This window comes from Streptomyces sp. NPDC014733 (assembly GCF_043083385.1).
Lineage (GTDB): Bacteria > Actinomycetota > Actinomycetes > Streptomycetales > Streptomycetaceae > Streptomyces.
The window spans coordinates 384,079-401,905 of sequence record NZ_JBIBYO010000002.1; the positions used below are offsets into that span (position 1 = coordinate 384,079).

Annotated in this window: 15 protein-coding genes; 7 read left to right on the plus strand and 8 right to left on the minus strand. The window is 73.5% G+C overall.

Translation table 11 applies throughout. The annotated features are described in order from the left end of the window. The first annotated feature begins 92 nt into the window (after positions 1-92). A complete protein-coding gene (murC, locus tag ACF1BH_RS06435) occupies positions 93-1,490 on the plus strand; it encodes a UDP-N-acetylmuramate--L-alanine ligase (protein ID WP_391641267.1) in 1,398 nt (465 codons plus the stop codon). 14 nt (positions 1,491-1,504) lie between these two features. After that, positions 1,505-1,912, plus strand: a complete 408-nt coding sequence (msrB, locus tag ACF1BH_RS06440; RefSeq protein WP_391641268.1) for a peptide-methionine (R)-S-oxide reductase MsrB — start codon at positions 1,505-1,507, stop codon at positions 1,910-1,912. Positions 1,913-1,963: 51 nt separating this feature from the next. On the opposite strand, the gene ACF1BH_RS06445 is transcribed toward msrB, so the two are convergent. The 3 genes from ACF1BH_RS06445 to ACF1BH_RS06455 all read right to left on the minus strand — a co-directional run bounded on the left by ACF1BH_RS06445 (position 1,964) and on the right by ACF1BH_RS06455 (position 5,260). Next, entirely contained in the window at positions 1,964-2,623 is a 660-nt protein-coding gene (locus ACF1BH_RS06445) for a 4'-phosphopantetheinyl transferase (RefSeq protein ID WP_391641269.1), read from the minus strand. Further along, positions 2,620-3,555 carry a metallophosphoesterase family protein gene (locus tag ACF1BH_RS06450; protein ID WP_391641270.1) on the minus strand — a complete coding sequence of 312 codons (936 nt, stop codon included), beginning with the start codon at positions 3,553-3,555 and terminating at the stop codon, positions 2,620-2,622. Before ACF1BH_RS06450 ends, ACF1BH_RS06445 begins: the two co-directional genes overlap by 4 nt. 175 nt (positions 3,556-3,730) lie before the next feature. Continuing rightward, positions 3,731-5,260, minus strand: coding sequence for a PucR family transcriptional regulator (locus tag ACF1BH_RS06455; protein WP_391641271.1), 1,530 nt, complete (start codon positions 5,258-5,260; stop codon positions 3,731-3,733). A 293-nt stretch (positions 5,261-5,553) separates the two neighbouring features. Here ACF1BH_RS06455 and ACF1BH_RS06460 point away from each other — a divergent pair, with 293 nt between their 5' ends. Next, positions 5,554-6,099 (plus strand): FHA domain-containing protein, encoded by a 546-nt coding sequence (locus tag ACF1BH_RS06460; RefSeq protein ID WP_391641272.1) that lies wholly within the window; start codon positions 5,554-5,556, stop codon positions 6,097-6,099. 124 nt (positions 6,100-6,223) lie between these two features. Here ACF1BH_RS06460 and glgX read toward each other — a convergent pair whose 3' ends face one another. Beyond that, a complete protein-coding gene (glgX, locus tag ACF1BH_RS06465; protein WP_391641273.1) occupies positions 6,224-8,377 on the minus strand; it encodes a glycogen debranching protein GlgX in 2,154 nt (717 codons plus the stop codon). 620 nt (positions 8,378-8,997) lie between these two features. Here glgX and ACF1BH_RS06470 point away from each other — a divergent pair. Further along, positions 8,998-10,245 carry an SAV2148 family HEPN domain-containing protein gene (locus ACF1BH_RS06470; protein WP_391641274.1) on the plus strand — a complete coding sequence of 416 codons (1,248 nt, stop codon included), beginning with the start codon at positions 8,998-9,000 and terminating at the stop codon, positions 10,243-10,245. A gap of 173 nt (positions 10,246-10,418) precedes the next feature. Next, positions 10,419-11,141: an exonuclease domain-containing protein gene (locus tag ACF1BH_RS06475; protein ID WP_391641275.1), complete on the plus strand. Its 723-nt coding sequence runs from the start codon at positions 10,419-10,421 to the stop codon at positions 11,139-11,141. A 24-nt stretch (positions 11,142-11,165) separates the two neighbouring features. Here the strand turns inward: ACF1BH_RS06475 and ACF1BH_RS06480 are convergent, their stop codons facing one another. Next, positions 11,166-12,056, minus strand: a complete 891-nt coding sequence (locus ACF1BH_RS06480) for an aminoglycoside phosphotransferase family protein (protein WP_391641276.1) — start codon at positions 12,054-12,056, stop codon at positions 11,166-11,168. 593 nt (positions 12,057-12,649) lie between these two features. Here ACF1BH_RS06480 and ACF1BH_RS06485 point away from each other — a divergent pair. Next, positions 12,650-13,867, plus strand: coding sequence for a S8 family peptidase (locus ACF1BH_RS06485; RefSeq protein ID WP_391641277.1), 1,218 nt, complete (start codon positions 12,650-12,652; stop codon positions 13,865-13,867). 264 nt (positions 13,868-14,131) lie between these two features. Continuing rightward, complete coding sequence (locus ACF1BH_RS06490; RefSeq protein ID WP_391641278.1) at positions 14,132-15,286, plus strand: glycosyltransferase family 2 protein; 1,155 nt, start codon at positions 14,132-14,134, stop codon at positions 15,284-15,286. Here ACF1BH_RS06490 and ACF1BH_RS06495 read toward each other — a convergent pair. From ACF1BH_RS06495 to ACF1BH_RS06505, 3 genes are read right to left on the minus strand one after another with little or no spacing between them, the layout of a single operon-like run. Beyond that, on the minus strand, positions 15,226-15,999 hold the full coding sequence (locus ACF1BH_RS06495; RefSeq protein ID WP_391641279.1) for a sirohydrochlorin chelatase: 774 nt from the start codon (positions 15,997-15,999) through the stop codon (positions 15,226-15,228). The genes ACF1BH_RS06490 and ACF1BH_RS06495 overlap by 61 nt on opposite strands. A 3-nt stretch (positions 16,000-16,002) precedes the next feature. Beyond that, a complete protein-coding gene (locus tag ACF1BH_RS06500; RefSeq protein WP_391641280.1) occupies positions 16,003-16,992 on the minus strand; it encodes an ABC transporter permease in 990 nt (329 codons plus the stop codon). Next, entirely contained in the window at positions 16,979-17,809 is an 831-nt protein-coding gene (locus tag ACF1BH_RS06505) for an ABC transporter ATP-binding protein (RefSeq protein ID WP_391641281.1), read from the minus strand. The genes ACF1BH_RS06500 and ACF1BH_RS06505 overlap by 14 nt, the downstream gene beginning before the upstream one ends. Positions 17,810-17,827 lie beyond the last annotated feature (18 nt).

Here is a 17,827-nt window from a genome sequence, read left to right on the forward strand (position 1 = left end):
CGCCGTGGCGCGGAGCGGCCGGGCACGCGTTGTCGGAGGCGGGTGCGAGAATCGACCGGAGCACGAGAGCCGCGACGATCAGGGAGTCACCCATGGCAGCCGCCATCCCAGCCTCGATGGACCGACCGCACTTCATCGGCATCGGCGGAGCCGGTATGTCGGGCATCGCCAAGATCCTCGCGCAGCGCGGCGCCCGGGTCGCGGGCAGTGACGCCAAGGAGTCCGCGACCGCCGCGGCCCTCCGCGAGCTGGGCGCCACCGTCCACATCGGCCACGCCGCCGGCCACCTCGCCGCGGACGCCACCGCCGTCGTCGTCTCCTCCGCGATCCGCGACGACAACCCCGAGCTGGCCGCCGCCCGCGAGCGCTCCATCCCGGTGGTGCACCGCTCCGACGCGCTGGCCGCGCTGATGGACGGCGTCCGCCCGATCGCCGTCGCCGGCACCCACGGCAAGACGACGACCACCTCCATGCTCGCCGTCTCCCTGACCTCGCTCGGCCTCAAGCCGTCGTACGCCATCGGCGGCGACCTCGACGCCCCCGGCTCCAACGCCGAGCACGGCACCGGCGAGATCTTCGTCGCCGAGGCCGACGAGAGCGACCGCAGCTTCCACAAGTACGCGCCCGAGGTCGCCATCGTCCTCAACGTCGAGCTGGACCACCACGCCAACTACGCCTCGATGGACGAGATCTACGAGTCCTTCGAGACGTTCGTGGGCCGCATCCGTCCCGGCGGCACGCTGGTGATCTCCGCGGACCACCCGGGCGCCCGTGAGCTGACCGCGAAGATCGCCGGGAAGTCCGACATCCAGGTCGTCACCTACGGCGAGTCCAAGGACGCCGACGTCCGCATCCTGAAGATCAACCCGCGCGGTCTGACCAGCGACGTCAGCGTCTCGCTGGCCACCGGCCGGATCCTGACCTTCACCGTCTCCGTCCCCGGCAGCCACTACGCCCACAACGCCGTCGCCGCCCTCGCCGCCGGGATCGCCCTGGGCCTGCCGCCGCACAACCTCGCCTCCGCGCTCGGCACGTACACCGGCGTCAAGCGCCGCCTCCAGCTCAAGGGGGAGGCGGCCGGTGTGCAGGTCATCGACTCCTACGCGCACCACCCCACCGAGATGACCGCCGACCTGGAGGCCATCCGCGGCGCCGCCGAGGACGCCCGCGTCCTGGTCGTCTTCCAGCCGCACCTCTTCTCCCGCACCCAGGAGCTGGGCAAGGAGATGGGCCAGGCGCTCGCCCTCGCCGACGCCTCCGTCGTCCTCGACATCTACCCGGCCCGCGAGGACCCGATCGCCGGCATCACCAGCGCCCTGATCGTCGACGCCGCGCGCGCCGCCGGTGCCGACGTCACCGCCGTCGCCGACCGCACCGCCGTCCCGGACGCCGTCGCCGGAATGGCGAAGGCCGGTGACCTTGTTCTCACCATGGGCGCGGGCGACGTCACCGACCTCGGCCCCGCGATCCTGTCCCGCCTGGCCGGCTGAGCTGAGGAGATCCCATGCCGTACGAGATCGACAAGCCCGATGAACAGTGGCGCGCCGAGCTGAGCCCCGGCGAGTACCAGGTGCTGCGGCAGGCGGGCACCGAGCCGGCCTTCGTCGGTGAGTACACCGACACCACCACCGAGGGCGTCTACTCCTGCCGCGGCTGCGGCGCCGAGCTGTTCCGCTCCGACACCAAGTTCGCCAGCCACTGCGGCTGGCCGTCCTTCTACGACCCGAAGGACTCCACGGCGGTCGAGCTGATCGAGGACCGCTCGCACGGCATGGTCCGCACCGAGGTCCGCTGCGCGAAGTGCGGCTCCCACCTCGGCCATGTCTTCGAGGGCGAGGGGTACCCGACCCCGACCGACCAGCGGTACTGCATCAACTCGATATCCCTGCGGCTGACGCCGGACGCGGACTGACCGTCCCGGGGTGCGGGCCGGGCGCCTCCGAGGAGTGCGCCCGGCCCGGCCTCAGCGTTCGACGGTCACCGCCGTCACGACCAGCCCGTCGGCGACCAGCCAGCCCCCGTGGAAGGTGGTCAGCCGCTGCCCGTCGATCTCGGGGCCCTCGACCAGCAGCCGGGCGGTGAACGACGCGTCGGTGGGGTCGAGGGTGAGGACGGCGTCCTCGAAGCCCAGCCAGCGGCCGGTGAGCGGGTACCACGCCTTGTAGACGCTCTCCTTGGCGCTGAAGATCAGCCGGTCCCAGTGGATCTCCGGCTGGGCCGCCTGCAGCGCGGGCAGTGCGGCGCGTTCCTCGGGCAGCGTGATGAGGCCGAGGACGCCGGGGTCGCGGACGGGTTCGTTGGGCTCCGCGTCCAGGCCGACGGAGCGGACGTCGGTGGAGCGGGCGATGGCGGCGGCGCGGTAGCCGGTGCAGTGCGTCATCGCGCCGACCAGCCCCTCCGGCCACCGGGGTGCCCGGTCGGCCCCGGGCACCAGCGGCGCCGGCGGGACGCCGAACGTCGCGAGCGCCGCGCGGGCACAGGCCCGTACGGTGCCGAACTCCCGCTGGCGGGAGGGGACGGCGCGGGCCACGGCCGCGCGTTCCTCGGGGAACATCTCGTCCAGCGGCCGGTCCTCGAACGCCTCGGCGGTCGCGATCGGCGGCGGCAGCAGCTTCTCGATCATGCCGGGACCCCGGCGGTGACCGGCGGCAGGATCTGCACCGGGCGGCCCGGCTCCTTCGCGCGCGGGCGCCATTCGCGCGGATAGCCCAGCGACACCTCCTGATGCGGGATGCCGTCGCAGGTCAGCAGGCGCGGGATGTGCAGATGGCCGTAGACGACGGTCCGGGCGCGGAAGCGGCGCGGCCAGTCGGCAGTGGCCTCGCTGCCGCACCACAGGGAGAACTCCGGGTAGCGCAGCGGCCGCAGCGGCTCGCGGACCAGCGGGAAGTGGTTGACGAGGACGGTGGGCAGCTCCTCGGGGATCTCCGCCAGCCGCGCCTCGGTGCGGGCGAGCCGCTCCCGGCACCAGGCGTCCCGGGTCGGATACGGATCCGGGTGCAGCAGGTACTCGTCGGTGCAGATCACGCCCGCCTCGTGGGCGGTGGCGAGCGCGGAGTCCTTGTCGTGGGTGCCCGGCGGCCGGAACGTGTAGTCGTAGAGGAGGAAGAGCGGCGCGATGACGGCGGGGCCGCCGTCGCCCTCCCAGACGGGGTACGGGTCCTCGGGCGTGAGGACGCCCAACTCCCGGCAGATGGCGACCAGATGCTCGTAGCGGGCGACGCCGCGCAGCTGTACCGGGTCGTCGGGCGGGGTCCACAGCTCGTGGTTGCCGGGGACCCACACCACCTGGGCGAAGCGGTCGCGGAGCAGGGCGAGGGCCCAGCGGATGTCGGCTACCTGCTCGCCGATGTCCCCGGCGACCAGCAGCCAGTCCGCGTCCGACTCCGGTCGCAGCTGTTCGACGATGTCGCGGTTCTCGTCGTACCGGACGTGCAGGTCGCTGACGGCGACGAGTTTCCCGGGCCGGTCGCCCGGCGTGCCGGGGCCGTCGGCGGGCCGGGGGCGGTCGGGGGCGTGGGGCAGCGGGCCCGTGGCGCGGATCTCGTAAGTCACCCGCGCAGTAAAGACCGTGGGGGAGGGGGGAGGGAAGGGGCCCCCGGTGCGGGCGGGGCGCGTCGGCCCGGACCGGCGGAGCGCTCCCGGGGCCGGTCGGGCGGTGTTCCGGGGCCGGTCCGGCCGTCCCGGGGCGGGGTGGTTTCTTCCCGTTCCGGGGGGGACCGCCGGGGCGCTACGGGGCGGTGCCGCGGCGGATGCGTGTGGCGAGCCAGAGGTCGAAGCGGTCGTCCGGGTCGTCGAGGTGCCGGCCGGTGAGGGCCATGGCCTTGTCGAGGCGGTTGCGGACGGTGTGGCGGTGGACGCCGAGGCGGCGGCTGGTGGCGTCCCAGGCGCCGCCGGTCTCCAGCCACGCGGTGAGCGTCGCCACCAGCTCCGCGCCGTGGTCGTCCAGGTCGAGCGGGCCCAGCACGGTGTCGGCGTAGCCGAGCAGCGTCGGCCGGTCGCCGAGGTCCAGCAGCAGGCGGCTGGTGCCGGAGCTGCGGGCCTCGGCCGGTTCGCCGGTGGCCCGGCTGACGCCGAGCAGCCCGGTGGCCTGGCGCAGCGACACCCGGGCGGAGACGGGCGCGGTGGCCGGCCCGATACCGGCCGGACGGCCCGGCGCGAACCGCCCCAGCACCTCGCGGACATCGGCCTCCTCCGCGGCCAGCGCCTCGATCACCCCGCCGCGGACCCGCACCAGGCCGCCGGGCAGGGCCAGCGCCAGATCGGCGGCGAGGTCCTGGGCGGCCGCCGCCCGCGCCGCGCCGTCCGGCCCGCCGGGCGCCTCGACCGCGACGCCCCGCACCCGCCCGGCCGTCAGGCCCGCCGAAACCAGCAGGTCACCTGTGCGTTCGGCGGTCGGCCCGGCGTCGGCGAGGAGTTCGGTGAGCAGCGCCGAGCGGCGGCGGCGCTCCGGCTCGTCCCGCAGATGCCGGCGCTCCAGCTCCAGCGAGAGCAGCGAGACGAGGCCGGGGACGACGGCGCGGGCGGCGCCGTCCGGGCGGCCGGTGAGCAGCAGCAGGCCGCGCAGCCGCCGGGCGCCGAGCGGCTGCACCTCCAGATGGTGGCCGTCGGCCGCGCTGGTGGCGCTGGTGCGCAGCCCTTGGGCGGCGACCCGGTCGATGAGGTCGCGGGCCGCGTCCGGGGGCGGTACGTCGTCTCCCGGGCCCGCGCCGGTCGCCAGGGGGCGGCCCAGCGGGTCGAGGACGGTGGCGCCCACCCCGGTGGCGGCGGTCCACTCCCGCAGCACGGTCGGCAGTCCGCCGCCGACCGCCGCGGCGGTCAGCCGCCGCTGGGTGGCGAACGACCGGTGCAGCGCCGCGCGCCGCTCGTCGGCCCGGGCTGCGAAGACCGCCTTGGTGACGGCGATGAACGGCACCTCGTCCGGGACGGTCAGCAGCGGTAGCCCGGCCTCCCGCGCGGCGTCGACCAGCGGGCGGGGCGCTTCCCGGTACGGCAGGTCGTGCCCGAGGCCGAGCGCCAGACAGGCGGCGCCGCCCCCGGCGACGTCGCGGACGTACTCCCGGCAGCCGTCCGTGTCGTCCGGCAGCAGCAGTCCGATGGTCATCAGCAACTCGCCGCCCTGCAGCCACTTTCCGGGCCGCAGCAGGTCGGAGACGGTCGCGGCCTCGATGGCGCGCTCCCGCAGCGGCGGAGGGACGTCGTAACCGGCGGACAGCGCGAGGTCCGCCCGGGCCAGCAGGTCGGCGATACGCAGGGGCATGGGGACAGTTTCCGTCACCGCCGACGGTGGGGGCGCGCGGGAGCCCGCGCGCGCCGCCGCCCGCCGGGCTCCGCCCCCGGCGCGCCGGTCGCCCCGTGCGCCGTCGGGCCCGGCGGGCGCGCCGTACCGGCTTGCCCCGGGCTGCCCGCGGGGGCCGTACCGGGGCGAGCCCGGCAACCCCGTACGCGCGGCCGTCGGGGGCGGACCCGGTACGACGTCAGGTGCGCACGCCGGGGCGGCCGGAACGGGTACCTCGCCTGGACAGCAGGTCACCCGCCCCGGAGAATCAGCGCATGACTTCGCTCGACTTCCCCGCCCGACCGGCGCGCCCGTCGGACGCGGACCGGGAACGTGCGCTGCATCTGCTGCGCGAGGGCGCCGCGGAGGGACGGCTGTCGCAGGACACCTTTCTGCGCCGGCTGGAGCTGGTTCTCACCGCGCAGCAGCATTCCGAACTCTCCCTGGCCACCGCCGATCTGGAGAGCCGCGGCAAGGTACAGGGCGCACTGTTGCGGGTGGTGGGCCGGGTGTCGGCGTTCCACCTGCGGATCCGCCGCGCCTGGCGTACGGAGCGGCTGCCGAAGCTGATGCTCCCGGTGCCGGGGCCGATCCCGCTGAGCATAGGGCGGGCGCCCGGCGCCGGGCTGCGGCTCAACCACGAGACGGTCTCCCGCAACCACGCCGAACTCCGCCGCGAGGGCAGCGGCTGGATGCTGCGCGACCTCGGCTCGACCAACGGCACCTGCGTCAACGGCCTCCGGGTGGTCGGCGAGGTCCCGGTGGGCCCCGGTGACCACATCAGCTTCGGCAACATGGACTACGTCCTGACGGAGCGCTGACCGCCGCGCCGGGAGCGCCGCCGGCGAACCGCACGACGCGGGGGCGCGGGACCGTACGCCGCGCGCCCCGGGCGGGCGCCTCGGCGGGCCGCCGCCCGGCGTGCGGCGCGCCCCCGGCCCGGCGCTACGCGGGCCCCACCGGCCCGCACGGCTCCGTGGGCCGCTGGAGGACCACCAGGCTGCGCCCGGTCAGCGTCAGGCGGTCACCGGCCTTCACCACGGCCCCGGGGCCGTCCGTGCCGTCCGCGGTGAGGGGCCGCGCGGTGTCGACGGCGACGCGCCACTGCCGCCCGTGGCGCGGCGGAACGGTGAACTCCTGGTCCTCGGGGTGCGCGTGGAAGAGCAGCAGGAACGAGTCGTCCACGATCGGCTCGCCCCGGGGGCCCGGCTCCGAGATCGCCCGGCCGTTGAGGAAAACCATCAGGGACCTCGCCTGTGCGGACTCCCAGTCGGCCGGCCCCATCTCCGTCCCGTCGGCGGTGAACCACGCGATGTCCGACAGCGCGTCCTCGGCCCCCGGGACCGGCCGCCCCTGGAGGAAGCGCCGCCGGCGGAACACCGGGTGCTCGCGCCGCAGCCGCACCAGACGTTGTACGAACGCCGGCAGTTCACGCTCCCCGGTGTCCTCCGGCGCCGGCCAGCGTACCCAGGAGACCTCGTTGTCCTGGCAGTACGCGTTGTTGTTGCCGCGCTGGCTGCGGCCGAACTCGTCACCATGGGACAGCATCGGCACCCCCTGGGACAGCATCAGGGTGGCGATGAAGTTCCGCATCTGGCGCGCCCGCAGCGCCCGGATGCCGGGGTCGTCCGTCGGCCCCTCGGTGCCGCAGTTCCACGACCGGTTGCACCGCTCGCCGTCGCGGTTGTCCTCGCCGTTGGCCTCGTTGTGCTTCTCGTCGTACGCCACCAGGTCGTGCAGGGTGAAGCCGTCGTGGCAGGTCACGAAGTTCACCGAGGCGATGGGGCGGCGTCCGTCGCCCTGGTAGAGGTCCGAGGAGCCGGTCAGCCGGGAGGCGAACTCCGCCAGGGTGCGCGGCTCGCCCCGCCACAGGTCGCGCACCGTGTCGCGGTACTTGCCGTTCCACTCCGTCCACAGCGGCGGGAAGTTGCCCACCTGGTAGCCGCCCTCACCGAGGTCCCAGGGCTCCGCGATCAGCTTGACCTGGCTGACCACCGGGTCCTGGTGCACCAGGTCGAAGAAGGACGACAACCGGTCCACCTCGTGGAACTGCCGGGCCAGCGTCGCCGCCAGATCGAACCGGAACCCGTCGACGTGCATCTCCTGCACCCAGTAGCGCAGCGAGTCCATCACCAGCTGCAGGACGTGCGGGCTCCGCATCAGCAGGGAGTTCCCGGTGCCGGTGGTGTCCGTGTAGTGCCGCCGGTCCTCGGCGAGCCGGTAGTACGAGGCGTTGTCCAGCCCCCGGAAGGAGAGGGTGGGTCCCAGGTGGTTGCCCTCGGCGGTGTGGTTGTAGACGACGTCGAGGATCACCTCGATGCCGGCACGGTGCAGCGCCCGTACCGCCGACTTGAACTCCAGCACCTGCTGCCCCCGGTCGCCCCAGGACGCGTAGGCGTTGTGCGGGGCGAAGAACCCGATGGTGTTGTAGCCCCAGTAGTTGGCGAGCCCGGCGTCGGTCAGCCGGTGGTCGTGGACGAACTGGTGCACCGGCATCAGCTCCAGTGCGGTCACCCCCAGCCCCGTCAGATGCTCGATGACCGCCGGGTGCGCCAGCGCCGCGTAGGTGCCGCGCAGCTCCTCGGGGAGGTCCGGGTGGCGCATGGTGAGGCCCTTGACGTGCGCCTCGTAGAGCACCGTCTCGTGGTACGCGGTGCGCGGCGACCGGTCGTCGCCCCAGTCGAAGTACGGGTTGACCACCACCGACGCCATGGTGTGCGGCGCCGAGTCCAGGTCGTTGCGGGACTCGGGGCGGCCGAAGTGGTAGCCGTAGACGGCCTCGTTCCAGTCGATCCGGCCGCTCAGGGCGCGGGCGTAGGGATCGAGGAGGAGCTTGGCGGGGTTGCAGCGGTGGCCGCGCGCCGGGTCGTGGGGGCCGTGCACCCGGAAGCCGTAGCGCTGGCCCGGCATCACCCCGGGGAGGTAGGCGTGGCGGACGAACGCGTCGGTCTCCCGCAGTTCGACGGAGGTCTGCGTCCCGTCGTCGTGGAGCAGGCACAGCTCGATGCGCCGGGCGGCCTCGGAGAAGACCGCGAAGTTGGTGCCGGCGCCGTCGTAGGTGGCACCCAGCGGATACGTCTGTCCCGGCCAGACCTGCATGCGTCGGCTTCCACCTTCTCGTCGGGGGCTGCGGTCACTCCACGCCACACGTCCGCGGACCGCCTCGGATCCTTCCCCGGCCCACCCCGTACACCTGGTACATCCCACGACTTTCCCCGGAAAGCAGGTATTTTCGAGCTTAGTGGGACCTTTCTGTCGTGTCGTCGCCGCCCGCGGCCGGTGACCAGCTCCCGTACGCCAGATGCGGTAGCGGCTAGCTCATCCAGACGGAGTCCACCAGTAATGGCCCGGCCAATCACCCGGCGGCCGGGCGTTCGAGCCCCACGCGTCCCGGCGTCACCGCGCGTCCCCACGCGCCCCCGCGCCGGCCGTCCCGGGTGCCGTGCCGAGGGCGCGGACCTGCGGCGGACAAGGCTCGCGACGGCCTCCGGAAGAACGGCTCCCGGGCGCCCCCCGTGGCCGGGCCCCGAGGGCGCGGAGAAGCCGCCCGGGGGCGATACGGCTATGAATCCGCTCACGTCCACCCCGCATTTCGGGGCGCAACGGCCACCTCTGACATGGGGAGTTGACGGACGGGTCGCCCCATCCTGCTGCACCGTTCCCCGCTCCGCAGTAGTCTGCCTTGATCGTTGGCACGGAGGTTCGGAAGGCGGTGGCAGGTGAGCGGCGGGCTGGAGTTGCCCCCTGGTGACGAGGGTCACGAGGGCCATGAGGGCGGCTCCGTCGACGCGCCGCCCGGCGCGGTGTCCCTGGCGCGGCCACTGGAGATCGGCGCGGAACTCGACTGGGGCGCCGAAGCCTGGAGCGAGGTGCGCACCCGTGCCCGCCGGGCCGGTCGCGCCTACATCTGGCTGAATCTCGTCGAGCAGCGGCTGCGCGCCGTGGTCTCCGCGGTGCTGCGCCCCATCTACGAACCGGTGCACGGCGAGGAATGGGTGATCGCCGCCGCGGGGCCGGCCGGTCAGGAGTGGGTCCAGCGCGCGGTGGCCGTCCGGGAGGTCAGCCGCCGCAAGGGCTACCTCCTCGACCCCGCCGACGACAACATCGTCAGCTTCCTGACCCTCCCGCAGCTGCGGGAGCTGATGGTCCAGCACTGGCCCTGCTTCGAGCCGTACTTCGACGACCGCCGCGACGTCGAGCTGGGCCTCGACGAGCTGGAGGTGGCCCGCAACATCGTCTCCCGCAACCGCGCCCTGTCGGAGACCGTCCTCGCCCAGGCGGAGCGCGCCTCCGCCCGGCTGCTGGACCTCCTGGGCTCCGGCAGCGGCACCCGCACCTCCGGACGGCTGCCCATCGACGCCGTCGAGGACCTGGTGGGCGACCGCTACGCCGATGTCGTCGGCGTCCACGCGGACCGGGTGCGGCTCCAGCGGCAGCTGCCCGCCGAGGATCTGTTCGGCGGCGCCCGCCGCCTCGACGCGGTCGGCATCGGGCTCAACCTCCTCGTGCAGAACTACTCCGGCCGCCGCCTGGTCCACCTCGCCGAGTCGGGCTGCCGGATCCGGCTGCTCTTCCTCAACCCCGCGAGCAGCGCGGTACGCCGCCGGGAGCGCGAGATCGGGCTGAAGAAGGGCGAGATGAGCCGCTCCATCGAGATGAACATCCTGCACATGCGGCGGGTGCGGGCACGGCTGCGCGACCCGGGGGCATTCGAGATCCAGGTCTTCGACGAGACCCCGCGGTTCACCGCCTACCTCGTCGACGGGGACGGGCCCGACGGGCTGGCCGTCGTCCAGAGCTATCTGCGCCGCAGCCGCGGCATGGAGTCGCCGGTGCTGGTGCTGCGCGGCGGCGGCCGGGACGTGGTCCGCCAGGGCGGCGCGGGCCGGGAGGGCGAGGCCGGGCTCTTCGAGACGTACCGCGAGGAGTTCGAGAGCGAGTGGGCGGACTCCCGGCCGGTGTCCTGACCTGGGGCGGAGCCGGTCCGGGCGCGGTGCGCCGCGCCGGGGTCCGCCGCCTCCCTCCCGGCGGCCCGCCGCCCGCTTCGCCCCCTTCCGTTCGCGGGCGCCGGTCGCGTTGTCAGTGGCGCGTGCGAGAGTGGCGGAGCAACGGGGGACGCACCACCGAAGGAGGCCCCGCCATGAGCTGGCATCAGGACCTGTTGGCCGGTTTCGACCTGGAGACCACGGGCACCGACATCGAGCGGGACCGCATCGTGACCGCCGCGCTGATCCGCCTGGACGGCGACGGCACGACCGTGGTCCGGCAGACGTGGCTGATCGACCCGGGCGTCCCGGTGCCCGAGGAGGCCACCGCGATCCACGGCATGTCCACCGCCTACGTCCGCGAGCACGGCGCCCCGCCGGAGACCGCCGTGGAGGAGATCACCGCGGCCCTGGCCGAGGCCCTGGGCGCCGGGATACCCCTGGTGGTGATGAACGCCCGGTACGACCTCTCGCTCCTGGACCGGGAGTGCCGCCGCCACGGCGTGCGGCCCCTGACCGAGCGCCTGGGCCGCGCCCCCGCCCCGGTCATCGACCCGCTGGTCCTGGACCGCCACGTCGACCGCTACCGCAAGGGCAAGCGCGCCCTCCAGGCGCTCTGCGGCCACTACGGCGTACCGCTGGACGGCGCGCACGAGGCGGGCGCCGACGCCGTCGCCGCGGCGGGCGTCGCCCGGCGGATAGGCGAGCGGTATCCGGCCGTCGCGCTGCCGTCCCCGGAGGCGCTGCACACGCTTCAGGAGGGCGCGGCGGCGGAGCAGGCCGCCGACTTCCAGGCGTATCTGCGGCGTTCGGGCAAGCCGGAGGCGAATGTCGAGGGTGCCTGGCCGCTCATCCCGCACCAGGCATCGCGCGACTGACCCGCCCGCCGCCCCGGCGCGCCGTCAGAACGGATACCACCGCACGGTCGTGTCCTTCTCCCGCAGCGAGGCGATCCGCCGGGCGAACTCCGTGCGCGCCGCCGGGTTGCCCGGCGCGTGCTGGGAGACCCAGGCGCAGCTGGCGGTCTCCCGGGAGCCGCGCAGCACCGCGCACCCCTCCCAGTCCCGTACGTCCCAGCCGTAGACGGAGACGAAGGTGTCGTACGCCTCGGCGGCCAGCCCGTAGCGGTCGCGGCTGAGGGCGAGCACCACGAGGTCGTGTTCGCGCAGATCGGAGGAGAAGGTCTCCAGGTCGACCAGGACCGGCCCGTCGGGCCCGACATGGACGTTGCGGAGCAGCGCGTCGCCGTGGATGGGGCCGCGCGGCAGATGCGGCTCCAGCGCCGTGGCGGCGAGCGCGAAGGCGTCCCGGCGGCCGCGCAGATACTCCGCGTCCTGCGGCGACACGGCGTCCCCGGCCAGCCGCAGCCACCGCTCGACGCCGCCGAGCAGTTCACGTCGCGGCAGGGCGAACGGCGGCTCCGGCAGCGCGTGCACCAGCCGCAGCAGCGCGGCGAGGTCGGCGGGCCCGGCGGGGCGGACGGTGTCCGGCAGCCGCTCCCAGTAGGTCACGGGGTGCCCGTCGGCGAGCTGCGCCCGCGGCTCGGCGGCGCGGACGGCGGGGATGCCGGCCTCCGCCAGCCAGCGGGCCACGGCCAGCTCCCGCTCGGCGCGTTCGAGGAGTTCGGCGCTGCGGCCGACCCGGATGACGGGTCCACGCCCACCGAGCGCGAAGACGGCGTTCTCGCCGAGCGACAGCAGCCGGGCGTCGGCGGCGGCGTCGGGTCGCCCGGCGGCCGCCAGCGCGGCGCGGGCGCGGGCCTCGGTGAAGGCGCCGGGGCGCGGTTCGTTCATGGTGATTCCTCCTGCCGGGCGTGACGTGCCCAGTTTCGCAGGTGAGGGTCCCGGGCCCGCCGGGCAGGCCCGGGGACGGCGAGGGGAGGAGCCGGGACGGAGACGGCGCGACGGCGAACGCGGCGGCCGGCTCGGCGTCCGCCCGGGCCCCGCGAGCGACGGACGGCGCCGCAGCGGCCCGCCCCGGATGCGCCCCTCCGCGGCACCGCGTGCGCCGTACTGCCGACGAATCGCACCCGACGGGCACCCGCCTGACGGCCACTCCGACCGCCGGACCGTCGGTCCACCGGCTCCGTGAGCCTCGTACGCCAACAGCCCCTCGGTAGCGGCCAATCCACCGTCTGTAACCGCAGATTGCCGAAATGTAAACGGCGTTGAGGCTCTAATATTCAACTACCCGCTTCTTTTGGTCCACTTGTGACCGATTTTGTCTTTATGTAGGGTTGTTGTTTATCTCACACGGCACGTCTGGCCTTGAATTGAACTCGTCAATCCGACAGGGTTTCGATCCAGCCCGGTGCAGGACTTCCTGTTGAACCGGGCCATTGCGCAACGCTTTCCCCCCACACCACGAACGAGGAGAAACCCTCGCTATGGCTCACAAGCGTTCCAGCAAGAAGCGGCTCGTCACGGCAATCGCCGCTGCCGTAGCCGCCACTGGTATCGCCGCCGTCACCGCGGTCACCGCCGGTGCGACCCCGGCCGAAGGCAAGATTTACGGTGCCGAGGCCAAGGGTGCCGTCAACGGCAGCTACATCGTCATGCTGAAGAAGTCGGTCGGTAGCGCCTCGGTGTCCGCCACCGCCCACAACGACCTCGCCTCCAAGTACGGCGGCAAGGTCAAGCGGAACTACAGCGCCGCCCTCAACGGCTTCTCGGCCACCGGTCTGAGCGACGAGGAGGCCAAGCGCCTCGCCGCCGACCCGGCCGTCGACAAGGTCGTCCAGAACAAGAAGTTCCACATCGACGCCACCCAGGACAACCCGCCGTCGTGGGGCCTGGACCGCATCGACCAGGCGGACACCCAGGGCGACAAGAAGTACACCTACCCCGACTCCGCGGGTGAGGGCGCAACCGCCTACGTCATCGACACCGGCGTCCGCATCTCGCACAAGGACTTCGGCGGCCGTGCCTCCTACGGCTTCGACGCGGTCGACGGCGACAACGACGCCAACGACGGCAACGGCCACGGCACGCACGTCGCGGGCACCATCGCCGGCACCGACCACGGTGTCGCCAAGAAGGCCAAGATCGTCGCCGTCCGCGTGCTGGACGACCAGGGCTCCGGCACCACCGAGCAGGTCGTCGCCGGTATCGACTGGGTGACCAAGAACCACAAGGGCCCCTCCGTCGCCAACATGTCGCTCGGCGGCGGCGCCGACGAGGCGCTCGACGCGGCCGTCAAGAAGGCCATCGCCTCCGGCGTGACCTTCGCCGTCGCGGCGGGCAACGAGTCGGCCGACGCCTCGCAGGGCTCCCCGGCGCGGGTGAAGGAGGCCATCACGGTCGCCTCCAGCACCAACAAGGACGAGCAGTCCGACTTCTCCAACTACGGCAGCATCGTCGACCTCTACGCCCCCGGCTCCGACATCACCTCGGACTGGAACACCGACGACAACGCCACCAACACCATCTCCGGCACCTCCATGGCCACCCCGCACGTCGTGGGCGCGGCCGCGGTCTACCTCGGCGCCCACCCGGACGCCAAGCCGGACGAGGTCGCCAAGGCCCTCACGGACGGCGCCACGCCGGACAAGATCTCGAACCCCAGCGAGGGCACGCCCAACAAGCTGCTGAAGGTCGTCGAGTAACCGACTCCCCCCAGCACCACACGCCGGCCGTCGCGCTCGCCCCCACGGGGCGCGGCGGCCGGCGTCGTTGCGTCGAAGTGCCGTGCCGCACCGCGGAGTTATCCACAGGAGGGCGCCTCCGGAACCGCGACGTGCGTTCTCTCCCTACTCTCGGTCGCATGCACGGAGGACTGCCGTTCATCGGCATCAGCACACTCGTCTACGGCCTGATCGGGCTGCTCACGCTCGTGGCCGGCGCACTTCGCACCGCAGGGGGAGTTCGGCATGCACACCATCACCGTCATCGTTCCCGCACACAACGAGGAGGAGGGGCTGCCCGCCACGCTGGCGTCACTGGCGCGGCAGACGGTGCCACCTGACCGCGTCCTCGTCGTCGACGACGCCTCCACCGACCGCACCGGCGAGGTGGCCGCCGCACACGGCGTCACCGTGCTGCGCCCGCCGGGGAACCTCGGCAGCAAGGCCCGGGCGCAGAATTACGCGTTGCCGCACTGCACCACCGATCTGGTGCTCGCCGTCGACGCGGACACCGTCCTCGCACCCGACTACATCGAGACGGTGCTGCCGGTCTTCGACGACCCGTCCGTCACCGTCGCCGCCGGCACGGTACGCACCCGCCACACCCGCACCGTCTGGGAGCGAGGCCGCTCCACCGAATATCTCTTCGGCTTCCACTGGCACCGGCCCATCCAGGCGCGTGCCAACAGCCCCATGGTCTGCTCCGGTTGCTGCTCCGTCTTCCGCCGTGTGGACCTGATGGCCTTCGGCGGCTTCCCGGAGCGGACCATCGTGGAGGACATGGACTACACGTGGAGCCAGCAGATCGCCGGACGCAAGGCGGTCTATGTCTCCGACGCGGTGGCCCTCGCCGCCGATCCGGAAGACCTCACCTATCTCCGTAAGCAGGTCTGGCGGTGGATGGCGGGCTTCTGCCAGAACGTCCGGCTCCACCTCGGCGCGCTGATCCGGCACAAACCGCTGCTCGCGCTGTGGGTGGTGCTCGCCGTCTTCGAGATCGTCACCGCCCCGCTGTGGTGGGCGACCCCGTTCGCACTGGCGGCCCTCACCGACCGGCCGCTGCCCGCCACCTTCGGCTGGTGGGCCGGGACCGACCTGCTCCTGACCGCACCGCCCCTCCTCTACGCCGCCCGGCGCCGCGGACTGCGCACCCTCGCCGTGCTGCGGGACCTGCCCTGCGTCTACGCCACCAAGGCGGTCAACCTCGTCTACGCCTGGAAAGCCCTCGTCGTCGAACTGCTCCTGGTGCCCCTCGGCCTGTCGAAGGGGCTGACGGTCTACGAGAAGGGGCGGGCCGACACCCCGGCCCCGCCGCCCGGCACCGGCCGGAAACGCGCAGCTCAGGCGATCAGCGCCCCCCGGCCCAGGCGTCCGGCCGGGGCGGTGGCCGATGCGTCGTAACGGTGCAGCAGGAGCCGGGCCAGCTCCGGGGCGGGGCCGAGTACCGGTGCCAGTACATCGGCCCGCGCCTCCCGGGCACCCCGGGCGATGCGGTCCGGCAGGAAGCCGGGCGCGATGACGTACGGGGCCACCGCGACGCGCGCGACGCCCTCGGCCCGCAGGGCCCGCACGGCGTCGGCCGTGCGGGGCAGAGATGCGGAGGCGAACGCAGGTCGCACGGCACACCAACCAGAGGTGCGCCGCCACTCCCGCGCGGTTTCAGCGATCACTGCGATCGCCTCCGGGTCACTGGAGCCCGCCGCGGCCAGGACGATCCCGGTCGCGCGGCGGTCGCCGGGCCGCAGCCCGGCCTCGGTCAGCCGCCGCTCCAACGCGGCGGTCAGCAGAGGAGAGGGGCCGAGGACCTCGGCCTGGCGGACGGTCAGCCGCGGCAGGCGCGCCGTGGCCTCCCGCAGTGCCGCCGGGATGTCCGACTTCGCATGGAAGGCGCGGGTGAGCAGCAGCGGCAGCGCCACCACCTCCCGCGCTCCCTCGGCGGCCAGCCGTTCCAGCACACGGGGTACGGACGGCGCGTTGAAGTCGAGATACCCGACCTCCACGCGCAGCCCCGGCCGCAGCGCCCGTACCCGTGCGCAGAGCGCGGAGACGGTGGCCGCGTGCCGCGGGTCGCGGCTGCCGTGGGCGACGACGAGAAGGGTGGGCGAGGTGTCCATGGGTCAGCTCTTCACCAGGAGTCCGCGGCTGCGCAGCACCCGCCGTTCGAGCGGCGCGAAGACCAGCAGCTCGATACCGATACCGACGACGAGGATCAGCAGGATCGCGGAGAGCACCCAGGGCATGTCCTGGAACTCCCGGCCCTGCTCCAGGAGCTGGCCGAGGCCGGTGCCCAGATCGGGGGCGTTGACGATGAGTTCGGCGGCCATCAGGGAGCGCCAGGAGAACGCCCAGCCCTGCTTGAGTCCGGCGATGTAGCCGGGCAGCGCGGCCGGCAGCAGGACGTGCCGCACCCCGGCCACGCCGGTCGCGCCGATGGTGCGGCCCGCCCGCAGATAGAGAGGGGAGATCTGGTCGACCCCGGCCACCAGGCCGTTGGCGATCGACGGGACGGCGCCGAGCAGGACCACCGCGTAGATGGTGGCGTCGCTCAGGCCGAACCAGATGATCGCGGCGGGGACCCACGCCACCGACGGCAGCGACTGCAGCCCGCTGAGGATCGGACCGATCGCGGCCCGCACCGCTTTGACGCGGGCCACGATCAGCCCGAGCACGGTGCCGAGCACCACCGAGGCGAGGAAGCCGAGCGCACCGCGGGACAGGCTGGTCCACACATAGCCCAGCAGCGTGCCCTCCAGCCACTTCTCCTGGAGGGAGCGGGCCACCTCGACGGGGCTCGGCAGCAGATAGTGCGGCTTGACCTCGAAGTGGTAGGCGAGTTGCCACAGCACCAGCACGATGACGACGGCGATGACAGGAGGGAGCGCCTTCGATGCGAGCGTACGCAGCCAGGGTTGCCGGGCGGCGACGGACGATTCCAGGGCGTCGAGTCCGGCCTCCAGCCCTGCCAGATCGGTGCCGTCCCGTTCCGCGCCGCCGGCCGTGGTCGCCGCGGCGCCGGCAGCGGTGGGCGCGGCCGTGGCGGCCGTGGCGTCCGGTGTGTCGCCCGGCGGGTTCCCCGCGGGGCCGGTGGTGGTCTCAGTGCTGGCCATGGCGGCGGATCTCCCCACGCAGCTGTTCGGTGATCTCGACGGAGAGGTCGGCGACTGCGGCGTCCTCGATGCGGCGCGGCTGGGCGATGCCGACCCGCCACTCCCGGGCCACCCGGCCGGGGCGGGAGGAGAGCAGCACGACGCGCTCGGCGAGCCGTACCGCCTCACGGACGTTGTGGGTGACGAAGAGCACCGACAGCCCGCCGGAGCCGGAGGCGGTGTCGTTCGACGTGTGCCAGATGCGGGTCAGCTCGTCGTGCAGCACATCGCGGGTGATGGCGTCCAGCGCGGCGAACGGCTCGTCCATGAGCAGCAGCCGGCTGTCCTGGGCGAGGGCCCGGGCCATCGCGACGCGCTGGCGCATACCGCCGGAGAGTTCGTGGACGCGCTTGCCGTACGCGCCCTTGAGGCGGACGAGTTCGAGGAGGCGTTCAGTCTCCTCGCGGCGCTCCGCGCGCGGCACCCCGCGCAGCCGCAGCGCCAGTTCGACGTTGCGTCCGGCGGTCAGCCAGGGGAAGAGGGCGTGCTCCTGGAACATCAGCGCGGGGCGGCCGCCGGGCGTCTCGATGGAGCCGGACGTCGGCGCGTCGAGCCCGGCCACCAGGTTCAGCAGCGTGGACTTGCCGCAGCCCGAGGCGCCGAGCAGGCAGACGAATTCGCCGGGTGCGACATCGATGCTGATGTCGTCGAGTACGTGCTGGCGGGCGCCGGGGCGGCCGAAGGACTTCGAGACGTGGTCGATGCGCGCGGCGTACGAGGCCGCCGGGCCCGCGTCCGCCGTGGTGGCCGGCCGCTGGGTGAGGGTGGTGGTCGTCATCAGGGTCACCTCCTGGAG